The 18,376-nt window shown below is 68.9% G+C and carries 16 protein-coding genes; 12 read left to right on the top strand and 4 right to left on the bottom strand.

The window, feature by feature from the left end:
* Nucleotides 1-6 precede the first annotated feature (6 nt).
* A complete protein-coding gene (locus LSI54_RS01735) occupies nt 7-1,239 on the bottom strand; it encodes a cysteine desulfurase family protein (protein WP_241477612.1) in 1,233 nt (410 codons plus the stop codon).
* Between the two features lie 43 nt (nt 1,240-1,282).
* Here LSI54_RS01735 and LSI54_RS01730 point away from each other — a divergent pair, with 43 nt between their 5' ends.
* From LSI54_RS01730 to rraA, 4 genes are all read left to right on the top strand, one after another.
* On the top strand, nt 1,283-2,350 hold the full coding sequence (locus tag LSI54_RS01730; RefSeq protein WP_241477611.1) for a J domain-containing protein: 1,068 nt from the start codon (nt 1,283-1,285) through the stop codon (nt 2,348-2,350).
* An 84-nt stretch (nt 2,351-2,434) separates the two neighbouring features.
* Complete coding sequence (locus tag LSI54_RS01725) at nt 2,435-2,917, top strand: tRNA (cytidine(34)-2'-O)-methyltransferase (RefSeq protein ID WP_370642659.1); 483 nt, start codon at nt 2,435-2,437, stop codon at nt 2,915-2,917.
* A 58-nt stretch (nt 2,918-2,975) separates the two neighbouring features.
* The gene (locus tag LSI54_RS01720; protein ID WP_241477610.1) at nt 2,976-4,760 is read left to right on the top strand and encodes an anti-sigma factor domain-containing protein; all 1,785 of its coding nucleotides are present in this window, start codon (nt 2,976-2,978) and stop codon (nt 4,758-4,760) included.
* Nucleotides 4,760-5,296 carry a ribonuclease E activity regulator RraA gene (gene rraA / locus LSI54_RS01715; RefSeq protein ID WP_241477609.1) on the top strand — a complete coding sequence of 179 codons (537 nt, stop codon included), beginning with the start codon at nt 4,760-4,762 and terminating at the stop codon, nt 5,294-5,296. The genes LSI54_RS01720 and rraA overlap by 1 nt, the downstream gene beginning before the upstream one ends.
* A 21-nt stretch (nt 5,297-5,317) precedes the next feature.
* Here rraA and LSI54_RS01710 read toward each other — a convergent pair whose 3' ends face one another.
* Nucleotides 5,318-6,067 (bottom strand): PIG-L deacetylase family protein, encoded by a 750-nt coding sequence (locus LSI54_RS01710; RefSeq protein ID WP_241464431.1) that lies wholly within the window; start codon nt 6,065-6,067, stop codon nt 5,318-5,320.
* Between the two features lie 37 nt (nt 6,068-6,104).
* Nucleotides 6,105-7,622 (bottom strand): S1C family serine protease, encoded by a 1,518-nt coding sequence (locus tag LSI54_RS01705; RefSeq protein WP_241477608.1) that lies wholly within the window; start codon nt 7,620-7,622, stop codon nt 6,105-6,107.
* Nucleotides 7,623-8,174: 552 nt separating this feature from the next.
* Here LSI54_RS01705 and LSI54_RS01700 point away from each other — a divergent pair.
* The 5 genes from LSI54_RS01700 (at nt 8,175) to LSI54_RS01680 (ending at nt 13,341) form a co-directional block, all read left to right on the top strand.
* Nucleotides 8,175-9,674, top strand: a complete 1,500-nt coding sequence (locus LSI54_RS01700; RefSeq protein ID WP_241463922.1) for a hypothetical protein — start codon at nt 8,175-8,177, stop codon at nt 9,672-9,674.
* Nucleotides 9,675-9,797: 123 nt separating this feature from the next.
* Complete coding sequence (locus tag LSI54_RS01695) at nt 9,798-10,604, top strand: PspA/IM30 family protein (protein ID WP_241463920.1); 807 nt, start codon at nt 9,798-9,800, stop codon at nt 10,602-10,604.
* A 112-nt stretch (nt 10,605-10,716) separates the two neighbouring features.
* Nucleotides 10,717-11,628: a pyridoxal 5'-phosphate synthase lyase subunit PdxS gene (pdxS, locus tag LSI54_RS01690; protein WP_342357709.1), complete on the top strand. Its 912-nt coding sequence runs from the start codon at nt 10,717-10,719 to the stop codon at nt 11,626-11,628.
* On the top strand, nt 11,625-12,236 hold the full coding sequence (gene pdxT, locus LSI54_RS01685; RefSeq protein ID WP_241477607.1) for a pyridoxal 5'-phosphate synthase glutaminase subunit PdxT: 612 nt from the start codon (nt 11,625-11,627) through the stop codon (nt 12,234-12,236). Before pdxS ends, pdxT begins: the two co-directional genes overlap by 4 nt.
* Nucleotides 12,237-12,309: 73 nt before the next feature.
* The gene (locus LSI54_RS01680; RefSeq protein ID WP_241477606.1) at nt 12,310-13,341 is read left to right on the top strand and encodes a variant leucine-rich repeat-containing protein; all 1,032 of its coding nucleotides are present in this window, start codon (nt 12,310-12,312) and stop codon (nt 13,339-13,341) included.
* An 8-nt stretch (nt 13,342-13,349) separates the two neighbouring features.
* Here the strand turns inward: LSI54_RS01680 and LSI54_RS01675 are convergent, their stop codons facing one another.
* The gene (locus LSI54_RS01675; protein ID WP_241463915.1) at nt 13,350-14,105 is read right to left on the bottom strand and encodes an SAM-dependent methyltransferase; all 756 of its coding nucleotides are present in this window, start codon (nt 14,103-14,105) and stop codon (nt 13,350-13,352) included.
* A 356-nt stretch (nt 14,106-14,461) separates the two neighbouring features.
* On the opposite strand from LSI54_RS01675, the gene LSI54_RS01670 reads away from it, so the two are divergent.
* The 3 genes from LSI54_RS01670 (at nt 14,462) to LSI54_RS01660 (ending at nt 18,346) form a co-directional block, all read left to right on the top strand.
* Nucleotides 14,462-15,826 (top strand): variant leucine-rich repeat-containing protein, encoded by a 1,365-nt coding sequence (locus LSI54_RS01670; protein ID WP_241477605.1) that lies wholly within the window; start codon nt 14,462-14,464, stop codon nt 15,824-15,826.
* A 166-nt stretch (nt 15,827-15,992) separates the two neighbouring features.
* Nucleotides 15,993-17,261 (top strand): cytochrome P450, encoded by a 1,269-nt coding sequence (locus LSI54_RS01665; RefSeq protein ID WP_241477604.1) that lies wholly within the window; start codon nt 15,993-15,995, stop codon nt 17,259-17,261.
* A complete protein-coding gene (locus tag LSI54_RS01660) occupies nt 17,258-18,346 on the top strand; it encodes a PEP/pyruvate-binding domain-containing protein (RefSeq protein ID WP_342357785.1) in 1,089 nt (362 codons plus the stop codon). Before LSI54_RS01665 ends, LSI54_RS01660 begins: the two co-directional genes overlap by 4 nt.
* Nucleotides 18,347-18,376: the final 30 nt, after the last annotated feature.

The raw sequence follows: 18,376 nt of genomic DNA, 5'->3' as shown, positions 1-18,376 counted from the left end.
CCCGGCTCAGCGCCGGGCGGCGGCCATTCCGGCGCTGCGCGCCTGGGCGATCACCGCGGGCAGCGCGGCGGCCAGCGCGGCGACGTCGCGCTCCGTCGTCGTCCAGCCCAGGGTGAAGCGCTGGGCGCCGCGGGACTGTTCCTCGCTGAGGCCCATCGCCAGCAGCACGTGGGAGGGACGCGGGACCCCTGCGGTGCAGGCCGAGCCGGTGGCGGTGTCGAAGCCGGCCATGTCCAGCATGAACAGCAGCGAATCACCCTCGGCGTCGTCCACGGTGATGTGCAGGTTGTTCGGCAGCCGCAGCTCCGGGTGAGTCCGCGGGTCCGGTCCGCGCAGCGTCACCCCGTCGAGTTCGACGACGGCGGCCAGCAGCTGATCGCGCAGCCGCGCCAGCCGCTGGGACTCCTGCGGCTGGGAGGCGACCAGCTCCTCGGCCACGGCGGCGAAGGAGCAGATCCCGGCGACGTCGAGGGTGCCGGAACGGATGTCGCGCTCCTGGCCTCCGCCGTGCAGCACCGGGGTCAGCACCACGTCCCGGCGGACCAGCAGCGCGCCGATCCCCACCGGGGCGCCGATCTTGTGTCCGCTGATCGCCAGGGTCGCCGCACCGGAGTCGCGGAAGCTCAGCGGGGCCACACCGGCCGGCAGCGAGCCGAACGCCTGGACCGCATCGGTGTGCAGCGGCACTCCGAAACGTGCGCAGAGCTCCCCGATCTGCGCGACCGGCTGGATCGCGCCGGTCTCATTATTGGCCCACATCACGGTGACCAGCGCGACGGACTCCGCCGAGGCCGCGAGGGTCGCCTCGAGTGCGCGCAGGTCCACGATCCCGTGGGCGTCGACGGCGATGATCCCGAGCTCGGCACCCTCGTGGGCCTCGAGCCATTCGGCGGTCTCGAGCACCGCGTGATGTTCGATCCCGGGCAGCAGGATCCGACGCCGGGCCGGCTCCTGCGCGCGGCGCTGCCAGTAGAGCCCCTTGACCGCGAGGTTGTCCGCCTCGGTGCCTCCTGAGGTGAAGATCACCTCGGACGGGTCGGCTCCGAGAGCGCGGGCGAGCTGCTCACGGGCGGAGTCCACCGCCAGGCGGGCGCGGCGGCCGGAGCCGTGGAGCGAGGAGGGGTTCGACAGGGCGGGCATCACCTCGGTGAGCACACGCATCGCGGTGGGCTTGATCGGGGTGGTGGCGGCGTGGTCGAAGTAGGATCCGCCGGGCGGGGCGTCGGGTGCAGATGACATCGTGTCCACGATTCTACGCTTTTGGGGCTATCGTGAATCTTCGATGAGCAGTCACCCCGGAGATCTCTACAGCGTGCTGGGCATCGGCCCCGACGCCGACGCCCAGGCTGTTCGCGCGGCCTATCGGAAGCAGGCTCGGCGGGCCCATCCCGACGCCGGCGGCACGGCCGAGGAGTTCCATGAGGTCCAGTCCGCCTGGGAGGTCCTCGGCGATGAATCCGCCCGGGCCGCCTATGACCGCAGGCTGCGCCAGCCGCAGCGCGCGGAGGCCGATGAGGATGCTGAGACCGACGGGCCCACCTACGGCCGTGGCCCCGGGTTCGGCGGCACCGGCTTCGGCGGATCCGGTGCGGCGTTTCGGACCACCGCCTCGGGCAGCACCTCGGCGCGCTCGTCCAGCGCGGACTCTGCCCGCACGCCGTCGGGGACCGCCCACCTGGCCCCGGTCTACATCCCGGACCTCTCCCGGCCTGAGCCGCTCTCGCTGCCGCTGACCAGCCAGCGCACCCATGGCCGCTTCGCCTCCCGCGGGATCTTCGGCGGAGGGCGTGCCCGCCGGGCCGAACGGATGGGCGCCCTGCTGGAGAAGCACGTCCTGGCCGAGCTGCCCACCGCACGGCTGTTCAACGCGGTGGCGCTGGAACCGGCGGGGAAGGATCGCCGCGGAGCCAGCCGGGCCCCGCGCGGACCAGCCGTCGATCACGTCCTGGTCTGCGGCGACACCCTGGTGGTGGTCTCCTCCCTCGAGGTGCCCGCCGCAGCCGCATCCTGGGATGGCCGCAGGCTTCACGCCGCCGGCCGCTCGCTGGCCCTGCCTGACCTCACCGGGGAGTCCCGGCTCCTGCGGGCCACGCTGGAGGCGGCGATGCGCGAGACCGGCCGTGAGACCAGCCTGAACCTGGGTCAGCAGATCGTGCTTCACTCCCCCGACGGCGGCATGCAGAGCCCAGTCGTGGAGTCACGCGGCACCGGAGCCGGACGGGCCCCGCTGGCGCCGGCGCGCGCCTTCCGCAGCATCCGCGAACAGCTCGCCGCCTCCGCGCAGGCCAACGTCATCGACCGGCACCTGCTCGCCGCGCTGCGCAGGCAGCTGCAGCACCCGCAGGAGTAGCGGACCCGCCGGCGTCGTCGCCCCTCCCTGCGCCGGCGCCCGGCCGGAGCCCCACCGCACCCGGCCGCGCCCGGCGCCGGTAGGATGACCGGCGTGAACACTCCGATTCGTGTGCTGGTGGACCAGCCTGAGATCCCCGGCAACACCGGCAACCTGATCCGGCTGGCCGCGGTCACCGGGGTGGAGCTGCATCTGGCCGAGCCGATCGGCTTCGACTTCGCCGACGCCAAGCTGCGCCGAGCCGGACTCGATTACCACGATCTGGCGGTGATGACCGTGCACCCGAGCCTGGAGGCCGCGTATGCGGCGCTGGCCCCGGAGCGCATCTTCGCCTTCACCGGCGAGGGCAGCGTCACGCACACCTCGGTCACCTACCGCAGCGGCGATGTGCTGCTCTTCGGCCGAGAATCCACCGGGCTCGATGATGCGGTCAAGGCCGATCCCCGGATCACCGAGCGGGTGCGGATCCCGATGCTCGCCTCCCGCCGGTCGCTGAACCTGGCGAACTCGGTCTCGATCGCCGTCTACGAAGCATGGCGTCAGGACGGTTTCACAGGGGCCGTCTGAGGCTCATCAGGGTGTTGGTGACGCTGGAAGCCGCTGAGGATCGATACACTCACCAACCATGGACACCGCCTCTGACCGCCCTGCCTCGGACCGCCCCGACGACCGTCCCGACGGCGGCCGGACCCGCGCAGAAGTTGACCGCGGATCCGCACATGAGACCTCTGGTCTCGAGGACTCCCGAAGCCGTGAGACCTCCCCCGAAGACGCGCAGCTCGACGCGGCTGAACGCACCGAGGCCGGGCACACCGAGGATGGGCACACCGAGGATGGGCACACCGCGGCGAAGCATGACGGTCCCGAGTACGACGACGTCGACCAGCCCGACTCCGCCGACCCGCACCGCGACCCGACGCTGAGCGAACTCCTCGCCGCTTCAGCCCGCGGATACCAGCCCTCCTTCGCCACCTTCTACGAGGCCACCTCCGACGTGGTCTACGGCTTGGCGCTGCTCATGCACGAGGACCCCGAGGGGGCGCAGAGGTCCACGCTGGCGGTCTATCAGCAGCTCTGGGACCAGGCCGATGAGCGCGCCCAGGATCTCCGGCTGCAGTCCCAGGCCTCGGAGCTGCTCACCGATGAGCATGCCGCCGACGAACAGGCCCCCGACGACGCCTACCGGCCCACCGAGTACGAGCTGGTCCTGGAATGGCTGGTGCCGCTGGCGCACCGGATCATCGTGGAGCGCTTCCGAGACGGCCTGGCCACACCGATCCAGCTCTCCGTGGTCCCGGCCGAGGAGGGCGGTGGCATCGCGGGTCTTCCCGAGGAGATCATCGATGACATCAGTGTGCTCTCGGACTCCCAGTCCCAGGCGCTGGCGCTGAGCTATCTTGCCGGCTACACGCACCAGGAGGTGGCCGCGACGGTGCGGGCCGCCGTTCCGGCGGTGAAGTCACGTCTGCGTGACGGCATGACCCGGATGCACGCCCGGCGCACCAACCGTGAGGCGGAGCTGGATCCGATCCTGCGCGCCGCGGTGACGAAGAAGGACGTGCAACGCTCCGGCGCGGTCAACCGGAACTTCACCGAGGACATCGCCGCCGACGTGGAGCACGGGCTGCTCGTGGAGCTCGCCGAGATCCACGCCCTGGACGCCATCGACAACCGGGAACGCGCCGTGCTGGATGCGGCCGCAGTGACCGCGGACGAAGCCACCGCGCGCGCCTGGGACACCCGGGTGCTCTCCGCCCGACGCACCCTCGCCGAGGTCTTCACCGCCTACCCGGTCGTCCCGCCTGGCCAGCTGCTCGATGAGGTGCTGCACAACCTCTCCGATCAAGACGTCGGGATGGGAATGGTGGAGTCCATCTCCAGCCACACCGAGGTTGCACCGAAGCGGGAGCCTCTGGTGAAGCGCTGGATGATCGTGACCGGACTCGCCGTCGTGGTGCTGGCCGCAATCCTGCTCATCTGGAGCTTGACCGTGGGTCAGGACGTGCAGGCCACTGCCGACGGGGACCCCGAGGCGCGGGTCGTCGACGGCATCGAGCTCGCCGAGGGGGGCACCGCACGGGCGGTGATCTCCGCGGCCGAGAACGTCGGCTACGTGGACTTCTCCGAGGTCGGCGAGCTCGAGGGCGACGCCACCTACCAGCTCTGGCTGATGCCGCGCGACGACGGCCAGCCCAGTTCGCTGGGCAACTTCACCGCCGCCGAGCTCGAGGAGGAGGTCGTCACCCTGCGCAACGTCGAGTCGAACCGGGCGCTGCAGATCACCGTCGAGCAGATCCGCGGCGAGGAACGCCCGACAGGCGAGACGGTCGGAGAGATCGAGATGCGCGAACGAGTCACCGATGGCCCGCAGTACGGCGGGCCCGCCGACGAGGATGAGGAAGAGGACTGATGAGCGCAGAATCCGTGTCCACCCCCAGCACCGACCCTGAGCCTGCTGCAGGCCCTGAGCCCACCGGCTCTGACTTCGCGACCTGCGACCTCTACGACGCCGATGAGTCTCTGCAGTCGCTCTCGCTTCAGCTGCTGAACCTCGGCGGCCGCGCCCGCTTCACCGGCCCGATCCGGACCATCAGCTGCCACCGGGACAACGGCCTGGTCAAAGAGCTGCTGAACTCCCCCGGCGCCGGCGCTGTGCTCGTCGTCGACGGTGCAGGCTCGCTCGACTCGGCTCTGCTCGGGGATATGATCGCCGCCTCGGCGATCGAGAACGGCTGGGCCGGAGTGGTCATCCACGGCGCCGTCAGGGACCGTGAGCAGCTGGCCGAGATGGATCTCGGGGTGCGCGCGCTGGGCTCTAACCCACGGAAGTCGGTCAAGGACGGGCTGGGCGAGGTCGACGTGCCGGTCCAGTTCGGCGGCGTCACCTTCGTGCCGGGAGCCACCCTGTGGTCCGACGCCGACGGCGTGCTGGTCACCCCCGCCTGAGCCGCAGAACTCGGCTGGGCCTCAGAACCCGCTGATCGTGTCCGGCGCGTTGACCGTGACCCAGTGGAACTCCTCGGCGAAGCCGCCGGCACCGTGGATCTCGCGCATCTGCTCCAGCACGAAGTCCTCCATCCGCACGGCGTCGGGATGCTGACTGAAGTGTGCCCGCAGCGCGGTCATCTTCGCTGACTCCTGGCCGGTGACGTCGAGGCGGAGGTTCACCCGCTCCTGCGGGGCGGTGGTCAGCAGCAGATGCCGGATCTTGAACGCCTCGAGGCCCGCGGCGGCGAGCTCCGGGTAGGCGAAGGGGTTCTCCACATACGGGTAGGAGGCACGAACCACCGCCTCACCACAGGCCAGATGATCAGGGTGGGCCTTCTGCAGCCGGTCCCAGGCGCGCTCCGGATGCGGTGAGATGACCACTTCGGGCCTGACCTGACGCATGATCCGCACGATCTTCCCGACCAGCTCGGCAGTGGGCGCGACGAAGCCGTCCCGCTCGTCGAGCAGGATCACCTCGTCCACCCCGAGCGCCGCGGCCGCCTGGCGCTGTTCAGCCTCACGCACCCGGGCCATCTCGGCCCCGTCACGCCCGGGCTCGAAGCCGCCGGCATCGCCTGCGGTGAGCAGGCACAGGGTCACCTGCACGCCCGCCGCGGTGAAGGCCGCGATGCTGCCCGCCGCGCCGAAGTCGATGTCATCGGGATGGGCGCCGAAGGCCAGCACCCGGCTGATGTCGTGCTCGGCAGCGAGCTGAGCGGGGGTCGTCAGCGCCGAGCCAGAGGCTCTGGCTGCGAGAACGTCAGACTCAGGTCGCGCCAAGGGTCACCTCTGCCTCTTCCTGCTGCCCGTCCCGCACGAAGCTGATCGTCACGCTCTCACCGGCCGGGTATTCACGGATCGTGGCGGTCAGCGCGAGGGAGTCTTCGATCCGCCGGTCGTTGACCGCGGTGATGATGTCACCGGTCTCCAGGCCGGCCTCGGCGGCCGGGGTGTTGCCAGGAACATCATCGATCAGCGCGCCGACGGTGAAGCCGGGCATCACCGGAGCGAGTCCTGGCTCGGCCTCCTCCGGAACCTCCTGGGAACCGGCGGCGGCGACCGTGACCCCGAGCAGCCCGTGCGAGACCTCGCCGGTGTCGATCAGCTCCTGCGCGACTCGCTGCGCATAGTCGATCGGCACGGCGAAGCCCACGCCGATGGATCCGGCGTCAGTCTCTGCCGCCCCGCCCGAGGAGGCGATGGCGACGTTGACTCCGATCACCCGGCCCTCCCCGTCGACCAGGGCGCCGCCGGAGTTGCCGCGGTTGATCGCGGCGTCGGTCTGGATCACGTTGAGATGGATCGAGCCCTGGGTGGGGGACCCTTCCATGTCCGGGAAGTAGAACTCGAAGCCGTCCTCCTCGACACCCTCCTCAGGGGCCTCCGGGGCATCGGCACCCTCGTCCTCCACCGCGGAGGAGGCGACCGAGATGGTGCGGTTCAGGGTGGAGACGATGCCGTCGGTGACCGTGCCGGAGAGGCCGAGCGGGGCGCCGATGGCGATCGACTGGTCCCCGACGTTGAGGTCACCGGAGGAGCCCAGCTCGGCGGGCTGGATCCCCTCGATGTCCTCCAGCTGGACGACGGCGAGGTCGCTCAGCGGGTCGGTGCCCACCAGCGTGGCGTCGGACACCGAGCCGTCGCTCATCCGGACTTGGATGTCGGGGTCGGGAGCGGCTCCGCCGAGGGTCACCACGTGGGTGTTGGTCAGCACATGGCCTTCCTCATCGAGGATGATGCCCGAGCCCGATCCGCCCTGTCCGCCTTCGCTGACCGCCAACGTCACCACCGAAGGAGAGGCCTTCGCCGCCGCGGCGGTGACCACGGTGGCAGAGTCGGGGTTGTTGATCTCGATCCCGCCGGTCGAAGAGGTGCTGATCCCCCCATCGTCGAGCACCGCCTGGCTGCCTGCCACCACACCGCCGCCGAGCAGTCCGGCGAGCAGCACCGCGAGCGCCAGGCCGCCGACGCCCACCGTGCGCTTGGGGCGCGGCTGCTGGCTGGGATCAACGAAGGCAGCCCCGGAGCCGTACCCGCCATAGGCGTCATAGCCCTGCCCGGCATAGGAGGGGTCCTGGTCGTACTGGGCCTGGCCGTACTGGGCCTGGCCGTACTGGGCCTGGCCGTACGGACCCTGCTGATACGCGCTCTGGCTGTACTGCTCTTGGCCGTACGGGCCCTGGCTGTGCCCGCCCTGACCGTAGCCGCCCTCCCCGGAGGGGGACTGCTGGGCTCCCGGCGCGCCTGAGGGAGAGGCTGGCCATCCGGCGGAATAGGACTCCACCCCGGCCGGTCCCCCCGAACCCGCGTCCGAACCCGTCTGCGGGCCGGGCGCAGTCTGCTCCGCTGAATCCCGCTCCCCTGGTCCAGCCGAAGCAGACGCAGGGAAGACAGGATCGATCCGCGCGGTGGCATCCTCCGGAGGGTCGACGTCGTCCCGGCGAGGGCCGTTGTGCGGATCTGAACTCATGGTGGAACCTGCCTTTGTGGTCTTGCGGTGCAATAGTGTGGCGGCCGGAGCGTGACACGCATGCTCTCGCTGGCTCGACTGCTATTGTCAGCGCTCATCCTGTATCGATGACGATAACGGCCTGGGCGCCTCCTGGACGATTCCCGGAGACGCCGAGTGCCTGACGTGCGGCGGAAAGGACTTTCGAGGTGACCCGCACCCGGAAGCCCGCGATCCGCACGCCGCACCCCCGCCGGCCCGCCCACCTCCGCCCTCTGGGACGCCAGGACGCCGGGATTCGAGCCTGCGGACCCCGCCTCCTACGCTCACAGACGAGCTGACCGTTCCCCGATAGACGATGTCTGAGGCCACTTATAGACTCGGCCCATGGTGCCCGACGTACTCCTCAATCCGCCCATCACCCTCGGGATGTTCGTCATCGGCCCGCTGCTGATCGGTGCAGTCATCCTTGGCCTGATCGGTCTCGGTGCAGTGTGGCTCTCCGGCGGCAAGAAGCAGGACCGCCGGCTCCAGGGCTTCGCGAACAACCAGCAGCTCTCCGGCGGCCAGAACTCTCGAGCCGGCTCCGCGGAGGAGCGTCGGCTGGCCAAGATGAGCCTCGAGGAGCTCCGCCGCGAAGCCGGTTCCCTGCTGATCGCAGCGGACAACGCGGTGAACTCCTCCGAGCAGGAGATCCTCTTCGCCAGCGCCGCCTACGGCGATGAGCAGGTCGCCCCGTTCCAGAAGGACGTGGACGAGGCGCGGGAGCACCTTCAGGAGTCCTTCCGGATGCAGCACACGGTCGACCGCGACCCGCCGGAGGACGAGGAGCAGGCGCGCGAGCTGCTGCGCAAGGTCATCGCCAACTGCCAGCGGGTCAACGAGACCCTCGAGTCGCACCGCCAGGACTTCGAGTCCCTGCGCAGCCTCGAACTCGACCCGCGCCCGGCTCTGGACCAGCTGCGCACCCGGATCGGTGAGTTCCGCAGCCGCCGTGAGCAGGCCGCGAAGCGCCTGCCCGACCTGCAGTCCAGATACGACGACGACGCGCTCACCTCCTTCACCGAAGCCCTGACACACTCCGCTCGCAGCCTCCAGCACGCTGACACCTCGGCCGATGACGCCGAGAAGGCGCTCACCGGCTCAGCGGCGTCGGACGCGGTCGTCGCGATCCACGCTGGAGAAGAAGCCGCCGGGGAGGCCGGAAAGCTGATCGACTCCCTCGAGGAGACCCAGCTGCGGCTGCGCAGCGCCGAACAGAATCTCGGCATCGGACTGGACCAGACCGAGCAGGACATCGCCCAGGCCCGCGCCACCATGCAGGCGGGCCAGTCGGCAGAGCTGGCCGGACCCATCGCCGCCGCCGAGGCAGCGGTCAAGCAGGTCCGGCGCGCCCTGGACTCCGGGGAGAAGACCAACCCGCTGGAGCTGCTGAACTCGCTGGAGATCGCCCACCGGGAGCTCGACGAGCCGCTGAACGCTGTCCGCGACCAGCAGGCCAGGGACCGGCGAGCCCGCGAAGTGCTGCAGACCGAGATCCTCACCGCCCGGCACCAGGTGCAGTCCTCCCGGGACTACCTGCGCTCCAAGCGCAGCGGCGCCACCTCAAGGACCCGGATGGCCGAGGCCGAACGCACCCTCGCCGAAGCCGAATCCATCGGAGACGGCCAGCCTGCCAAGGCCCTGGAGCTGGCCACCCAGGCCAAGACGCTGGCCGTGCAGGCAGCCCAGATCGCCCGACAGGAATCGGCCGAGGATGCACTCAGCGGCGGCGGAGGCTACGGCGGCGGGTTCGGCGGATTCGGCATGCCGGGCGGCTACGGCTACCCCGGCGGCCGCAGGCCCATGGGCGGGGGCGGCTTCGGGCGCCGTCGGCGGATGTTCTGACGCAGAAATATCGAGCAGCTGGGTCTTCACCGGAGCCGCGCCATGGCCGTGACCAGCACCCGTGACTAGTATCGACAACGTGAGCAATCGATAGACATTGATACACAAGGAAAGGTGAACACTGTGAGCAAGCAGTCCATTTTAGGTCGCATGTCCCAGCTGGTACGCGCGAACGTCAACGCCATGCTGGATCGCTCCGAGGACCCGGAGAAGATGCTCGACCAGATGGTCCGAGACTTCACCAACAACATCGCAGAGGCCGAAGAGGCGATCGCCCAGACCATCGGCAACCTGCGCATGATGGAGGACGACTACAGCGAGGATCTCGAGAACTCACGGTCCTGGGGCCAGAAGGCACTCGCCGCGTCCCGCAAGGCCGACGAGTTCCGCGACGGCGGCAACACCGAGAACGCGCAGAAGTTCGACAACCTGGCCAAGGTCGCCATCCAGCGTCAGATGGAGGCGGAGTCCTCGGCGAAGTCCGCCGAGCCGACCATCACCTCCCAGCGCGAGATCGTGGACCGGCTCAAGACCGGCCTCGAGCAGATGAAGACCAAGCGTCAGCAGCTGGTGAGCAAGCGTGACGAGCTGATCGCCCGTTCCCGCGCCGCGCACGCCCAGTCCCAGGTCCACGACGCGGTGAAGACCATCGACGTGATGGACCCGACCTCCGAGGTGGGACGCTTCGAGGAGAAGATCCGCCGCGAAGAGGCCAAGGTGCGCGGGCAGAACGAGCTGGCCGCCTCCTCGCTGGACGCGCAGTTCGAATCCCTGGAGGACCTCGGCGAACAGGCCGAGGTCGACGCCCGGCTCGCGGCGCTGAAGTCCGGCAGCTCCGCGCCGGCAGCCCTGGGCGCCGGGTCCTCAGATGGCCAGGCCACCGAGGACTACACCGCGCAGCTCGAAGCTGAGGAACGCGACCGCGCCTGAGCGCAGTATGACGTCGGTTCGGCGGTCCCGCTGAAGTGATGAAACAATGGGGAGTGAACGCGATGTTCACTCCCCATTGTCATCGCAGCAACCCAACCTTCAGGAGACCTCCGTGACCACTGAGTCCACTTCACACACTGCTGCCGCCACCGGCGCGACCGCGGTGAACACCGGACTGGCCCAGATGCTCAAGGGCGGCGTGATCATGGACGTGGTCACCCGCGAGCAGGCCCGCATCGCTGAAGACGCCGGTGCCGTCGCCGTCATGGCCCTCGAGCGTGTGCCCGCCGACATCCGCGCCACCGGCGGTGTCGCCCGGATGTCAGACCCCGACCTGATCACCGGCATCATCGACGAGGTCTCCATCCCCGTGATGGCCAAGGCCCGGATCGGTCACTTCGTCGAGGCGCAGATCCTCGAGCACCTCAAGGTCGACTACATCGACGAGTCCGAGGTGCTCTCGCCTGCCGACTTCACCCACCACATCGACAAGTCCAAGTTCAAGGTGCCCTTCGTCTGCGGCGCCACCAACCTCGGTGAGGCGCTGCGCCGGATCACCGAGGGCGCCTCGATGATCCGCTCCAAGGGCGAGGCCGGCACCGGCGACGTCTCCGAGGCGATGAAGCACATCCGCACCATCAACGGAGAGATCGCCCGGCTGACCTCCCTGGCCGAGGACGAGCTCTACCTGGCCGCGAAGGAGCTGCAGGCGCCCTACGCGCTGGTCAAGCAGATCGCTCGCGAAGGACGCCTCCCCGTGGTCCTCTTCGTCGCCGGCGGCGTGGCCACTCCCGCCGATGCCGCGATGATGATGCAGATGGGCGCCGACGGCGTGTTCGTGGGCTCGGGCATCTTCAAGTCCGGCAACCCCGCCGAGCGCGCAGCCGCCATCGTCAAGGCCACCACCTACTACGACGACGCGGGCGTGGTCGCCGAGGCCTCCAAGGGTCTGGGCGAAGCCATGGTCGGCATCAACGTCGCCGACCTCCCGGCACCTCACCGGCTGGCCGAGCGCGGCTGGTGAGCACACCCCGCATAGGGGTCCTGGCGCTGCAGGGAGCCGTGGCCGAGCATGCCCGCGCCCTGCGCGCCGCCGGGGCCGAGGTCTCCACCGTGCGCCGTCCCTCCGAGCTTCAGGGCTTGGACGGGCTGATCGTGCCCGGTGGTGAATCCACCACCATGGCCCGGCTTGCCGCCCCGGTGCGACTCATGGAGTCCATCCGGGAGCGGCACGCCGAGGGTATGGCGATGTTCGGGACCTGCGCCGGCATGATCCTGATGGCCGATCAGATCCTCGACGCCGAGGCGCTCAACGGTTTCGAGCGCATCGGCGGCCTGGACGTCGTGGTGCGGCGCAACGGCTACGGCAGCCAGCTGGAATCCTTCATCGGTCCGCTTCAGGTGCCCGGGCTCCCCGGAGATGACCCGACCCCGTTGGAGGCCGTGTTCATCCGGGCCCCGGTCATCGAGTCCCTGGGCGTCGACGTGGAGGTCATCGCCTCCTGGCAGGACCGTCCGGTGGCGGTTCGGCAGGGACGGATCCTGGCCGCGAGCTTCCATCCGGAACTGACTCCGGATCACCGCCTGCACCAGTATTTCGTCGAGATCAGTGCGGAGCAGACCGTCAGATGACCTGAAAAGTGGCCCCGGTTCAGGCATGATGTCCCAGAGATGCCGCACGCGGACCTTCGACTCTGGAGAACACATGACTGACGGACCACACCACGGGCAGAGCCCCACCGGGCCGGCCGCGCGGGCGGCCGATCCGAACACGCCCCAGGTCCAGCTGCAGATGCTCGCCGGTGACCATCCCGAGCTGCGTCCGCTGATCGCGGAGAACCCCAACACCTACCCCGAGCTGCTTCAGTGGCTGGGTGCGCTGGGCGACCCAGCGGTCGACGCCGCCCTGGTGCGACGCTCCGCCGGGGCCGATGAGTTCTCCGCCGTGCGCGAGGATCACCCGCAGAGCTACGACCAGAGCTACGACCAGGGTCATGCCCGGAGTCACGCCCAGGCGCAGCCGCGTCCTGGCTACTACCCCGCCGCCCCCACCGGCCCAGCGCCCTGGGAGGCGTCGGCCGCGCCGCTGTCGTACGCTGACCACGAGCCGGAGCCGCGACGTCGTGGCGGCGGCACCTGCGCGATCATCTTGCTGATCCTCCTGGTCGCTGCCGCCGCTGTGGTCGCCGCCTACTTCCTGATCTTCAACGGGGTCTTCAGCGGCGACGAGGACCCGGCCGACGAGACCTCGATCTCCGAGGAACAGACCGACCAGGGCCCGGACACGGGCGAAGAGGGGGCCCAGGACCCGGACGAGGGCACCCAGGACGACGACGCTGAAGCCGACGGCACCGAGGACGACGACGCTGCGGACGACGACGCCCAGGCCGCACGGCCAGCACCCGAAGGCGCCCAGGACATTCCCGCGTTCACCGCACCCTCGGGCAACATCAACTGCGCCATCGGCGAGGACGAGCTTGAATGCAACATCCTGGACTACAGCTTCGACACCCCCCAGGGCTGTGACGGACCCGCGCGGCTCTCCGTCGGGTCCGAGGACTCACAGCTGGACTGTGGCAGCACCGAGGGCGCCAACTCGGCGACCCTGCAGTATGGCCAGTCCGCCAGCAACGGCAGGTTCGCCTGCGTCTCCTCCGAAGCAGCTTTCGAGTGTTGGAACACCGAGACCGGCAATGGATTCACCCTGTCCCGCGAGGGCTACCAGCTGCAGAACTGACCCGTCGATCAGCCCCCGCGGCGCTTGATGAGGGCGAAGACTCCCCAACCGAGGTACTCACGTTGATAGCGGGTATATCGAACAGGCTCCCTGGTGAGTTCGTCCCGAACCTCAGCGGCCAGTTCGTCTGCGGGGTTCTCATCGAGCCAGCGGCGCAGGTTGAGCCACTGGGCAGCCTGGTATCGGTCCCAACTGTCCTGATCCGCCAGCACCATCTCTACGACGTCATAGCCGAGATCCCCGAACTGTCCGAGAAGATCGGGCAGCAGCAGGAAGTCCTCCGAGCCCGAGGCGCCGCACCCTGCGGCGGTGTCATGGTCCGGAACCTCGCGACGCCAGTAGGGCTCCCCGATGAGCACCATGCCTCCTGGACGTAGGCTGCGCTCGAGCAGCTCGATGGTTCCGGCCACGCCGCCTCCTATCCAGGTCGCACCCACGCACGCGGCTACGTCTACGGCTTCGGCAGAGACGTAGCCGGTGGCGTCATCGTGTTCGAAGACGACTGAGCCTTCGACGCCGAGTGCGACTGCGCGGGCGCGGGCACCAGCGGTGAAGGCCGTGCTGATGTCTACCCCGACCCCCGTGACCCCGTGGTCACGCGCCCAGGTGCACAGCATCTCCCCTGACCCGCTGGCGAGATCGAGGATCCGGGTCCCGGGCTCCAGACGGAGAGCCTCTCCGAGGGCTTCGAGCTTGCGCGGCGTGAACGGGTTGTGGATGCGGTGGCTGCTCTCGCGAATGGCGAAGATACGTGGAAGGTCCACGATGGATTCTCCTGACGTCTGATGGGACTATGCCGCGCGCAGAGGGCCGCCGGCCTGAATCGACAGCCGCTGCCCGGACCGGCATGGCTGCTGCAGGTATGAACGCTTGGAATCGCACCTGCGGGGTACATCTTCACCTGCGGGGACCGTCTCTGTCTGGGTGTGGGGGCCGATCGAGGTGCCTGGCACGGAAGATCGACGCCGTCGTCGGGGTCGAGTTCTGGGGCCGTACCCCACTGCACCAACAGTGACCGGACTCTGTCAGTCTCGACGGCGAAGGTAAACTTCGGTCGAACCGCATTGTTCACGCTGCACGGCTGGCCTGGTTCGCCGCCGTCGGGACCGAAAAGGAACGTATGGCTTCGAACGATCACGAGCTCGGTGGCATCGCCGCCGATCCCCGCACGGATTGGGAAACGCTGCACTGGATCGCAGAGAACCACCCGTCCCTGCGCGCGACCGTTGCGGAGAATCCCGCCACCTACCCGGAGCTGCTCGAAGCGTTGGCCTCGATCGGGGACCCCGAGATCGACGCGGCCCTGTCCCGTCGGGAGAACGCTCTGGCGACCTCCGCGGACAACACGAGCCCGCCCCCTCCCCCGGCACCTTCAGCACCATCGGCCCGCACCCCGTCCGATCCAGCGCCCACGGTGCGCGACCTGGATGACACGGGCGACCCGGACGGCGAAGACCCCCCAGGCGACGTCGAGGCCACGGGCGAGCTGGACGCCGTGCCCGCAGATGAACCCCAGAAGACCACCGGGGACGACTGGTTCGCGACCGGTTCCTTCGACGCCGGGGCAGCTGGCACCGGCTACTCCACGATCGCCTCGCCCGCTCGGTATGCGGCGGCACGGCCTGCTGCGCCACCCAGGAGGCGCGGGTCCAGGGCGCCGAAGTTCGTGCTGGCCGTGCTGCTGCCGGTTCTGGTGCTGGTGGCGCTGAGCGCCCTGGCGCTGTCTCTGCTGGACCGAGACTCCCCCGAGGACACCACGGCGGCCGAGACATCCGCGACGGAGCAGCCCTCGGATGAGGGCGAGGAAGACTCCGCGGAGGAGCCCGCGCCGAGCCCCACTCCGGAGCCTCCGACCCCGGAGGAGCTGCGCGCCGAAGTGGCGGCGCTGCCGGAAGAGTCCAGCTGTGAATCCCCCGCCGAGGACCGCGAGGTCCTCGCCGCGCTCGCGTCGGCGGCCTCCGAGGACGGCAGCTGGATCGAGTCGTCGGACGGGACCCTGGTGCAGGAGGCGCTGATCGGGCTGCAGGAGAGCTGCGGCAACACCCACGCAGCGGCGCTCTTCCTGGACCTGCGCGAGTCTGAGGAGACCGCCAACGCTCTGCGCGGCACGGCCCAGGACATGGGCTCCGCCTGGATCCAGGCGTCCTTCCCTGCACAGGGCCAGCAGCTGAGCTCCTTCGTCTCCCCCGATGGCAATGTGCTCTGCGAACTCTCGGACACGCTGCGCTGCCGGGTGCTGCAGCACAGCTTCACCGCCCCCGAGGGCTGCACCGAGGGTGTCACCTACGCCATCCGCGTGGACCGCACCGCGGAGCCGGACTGCGAGAACCCGGTCGCCCAACAGGGTCAGCCGGTGCTGGGCTACGGCCAGACCGCGTCGAACGAGTTCTTCGCCTGCACGTCCTTCCAGTCACAGATGTCGTGCTGGAACCAGCTCACCGGCGAGGGCATCAACCTCTCGGCGAGCCGGAACTGGACCTACTGAGAATTCCGCAGCACCGCACTGCTCCTCGCACCAGGCGCGGCGAGCTGACAACAACGATTCCACTCAGTGGAAAGATGTCATACCCGAGAGAACGTGATCCAGGACACACTGTCATGTAGTCCGCATATTCACGGGGCGATCCGCCCACTCTCGAGGAGTCCACTCGATGTCTGCACAGGCCACGCAGTGCCCGTTCGGTCGCGGCGCAGAGGCGCCCGCCGACCACCACGGATTTGAGCCGTTTCAACAGGAAGACCCGTTCCCCGCCTATCAGCGGCTCCGCGACGAGCAGCCAGTGATGTACGACGAGCGGGTCGGCTACTACGTCGTCTCGCGCTACGACGACGTCAAGGCGGTCTTCGACGACTGGGCGACGTTTTCCTCAGAGAACGCCCAGGCCCCGGTCCGCGAGCGCGGCGCAGAAGCCCGGCAGATCATGGAGGACGGCGGGTTCACCGCCTACTCCGGCCTCTCAGCCCGACGCCCTCCTGAGCACACCAGAATCCGGGCGGTCGCGCAGAAGGCCTTCACCCCTCGGCGCTACAAGGTCCTCGAACCAGCCATCCGTCAGAACGCGTCGGATCTGCTCGAGAAGATGCTCAATGATCCGCAGCGGCACGGCGACATCTTCAGCGACCTCGCTTACGAGCTGCCCACAGTCACCATCCTGACCCTGATCGGGGCGGATATCTCCAGCGTAGACACGTTCAAACGCTGGTCCGATTCACGGGCAGCCATGACCTGGGGCGACCTCAGCGACACCGAACAGATCCCTCATGCCCACAACCTGGTCGCGTACTGGCAGGAGTGCCAGCGCCTGGTGCGAGTGGCCCACGAGCACGGCGGCGACAACCTGACCGGCGACCTCGTCCGCGCCCAGCGGCAGGGTGCCGAGATCTCAGACCACGAGATCGCGTCGCTGCTGTACTCGCTGCTTTTCGCCGGACATGAGACCACCACCACCCTGATCGCGAACTGCTACCGCGTGCTGCTCTCCCACCAGGATCAGTGGTGCCGGCTGGTCGAGGACTCCAAGGCCATCCCTGCCGCCGTCGATGAGGTCCTGCGCTACTCCGGCTCCATCGTGGCCTGGAGGCGCAAGGCGCTGATCGACACCGAGGTGGGCGGCGTGTCGATTCCCGAGGGCGCCGAGCTGCTGCTGGTGATGGGGGCGGCGAACCGCGACGAGGAACGATTCGAGAACTCGGAGGTCTTCGACATCTCCCGTCCCAATGCCCGTGAGCACCTCTCTTTCGGCTTCGGCATCCACTACTGCCTCGGCAACATGCTGGCCAAGCTGCAGGCCAAGATCGCCCTGGAAGAGGGCATCCGCCGCATTCCCACCCTGCGGCTGGTCAAGAACCCCGAGACCCCCTTTCGCGAGAACCTCTCCTTCCGCGTCCCCACCACCGTCCCTGTCACCTGGGAGGCATGAGCATGCAGACCGACCCACTGCTCCAATTCTTCGACGACGGCGGCACCGCCGACCTGTCCCGGTTGGGCGGCAAGGGCATGTCCCTGGTGACCATGACCGACGCCGGCATGCCCGTGCCCCCGGGTTTCATCGTCACCACAGCCGCCTATGACCTGTTCATCGACCAGGCACATATCCGCGAAGACATCCACCGACTGCTCGACGGGCTGAACCCGTCGCTCCCGGCGGAGGTCGACAACGTCTCAGCCGAGATCCGGGAGGAGATCTGCTCCCGCCCGGTCCCCGAGGCGCTCAGAGAATCCACCCGCAGCGGCTACGACTCGCTGCAGTCCCGGTTCCCCCAGACCGTCCCGGTCGCCGTGCGATCCTCCGCCACCGCCGAGGATCTTCCCGACGCCTCCTTCGCCGGCCAGCAGGACACATACCTCTGGCTGTGCAGCTTCGCCGACGTCTCGGAGCACATCCGAAAGTGCTGGGCCTCGCTCTACACCTCCCGGGCGATCATCTACCGGCTGAAGAACGGCATCCCGGAGGATGACCTCTCCATGGGCGTGGTGGTGCAGAAGATGGTCAACGCGCGCGTGGCCGGAGTGGCCATGACCCTGGACCCCGGCAACGGCGACCGGTCCAAGATCACGATCGACGCCTCCTACGGACTCGGCGAGACGGTGGTCTCGGGCACCGTGACCCCAGATCACCTCAAGCTGGACAAGGTGACCCTCTCGGTGGTCTCCCAGCACATCGGGGCCAAACAGATGGAGCTGATCCCCGATGCAGGATCCAAGACCCTGCACGAGCACCCGGTGGAGGCCGAACGGCGGGACCGACTCTGCCTCACTCCGGAGGAGCTCACCACTGTCGCGACGATGGCCAAACGCGCAGAGAAGCACTACGGACTGCCACAGGATGTGGAATGGGCGCTCGACGCTGACCTCCCAGCAGGGGAGAACCTGATGCTGCTCCAGGCCCGTCCAGAGACCGTCCATGCCAATCGGGCGCCGGGCGAACCGGCTCCGACCGCGGCGATCAGCGGAGCGATCGACCTGTCCTCGCTCACCGCGTCCATGCTCAAGAACTTCACCTGATCCACACATCCCCGCCGGGACGCCGTCGTC

The sequence above is a fragment of the Nesterenkonia sp. AY15 genome (assembly GCF_022565855.1).
Classification (GTDB): Bacteria; Actinomycetota; Actinomycetes; order Actinomycetales; family Micrococcaceae; genus Nesterenkonia.
The sequence above is the reverse complement of the archived record's forward strand: the minus strand, read 5'-3'. Positions and strand labels throughout refer to the sequence as shown.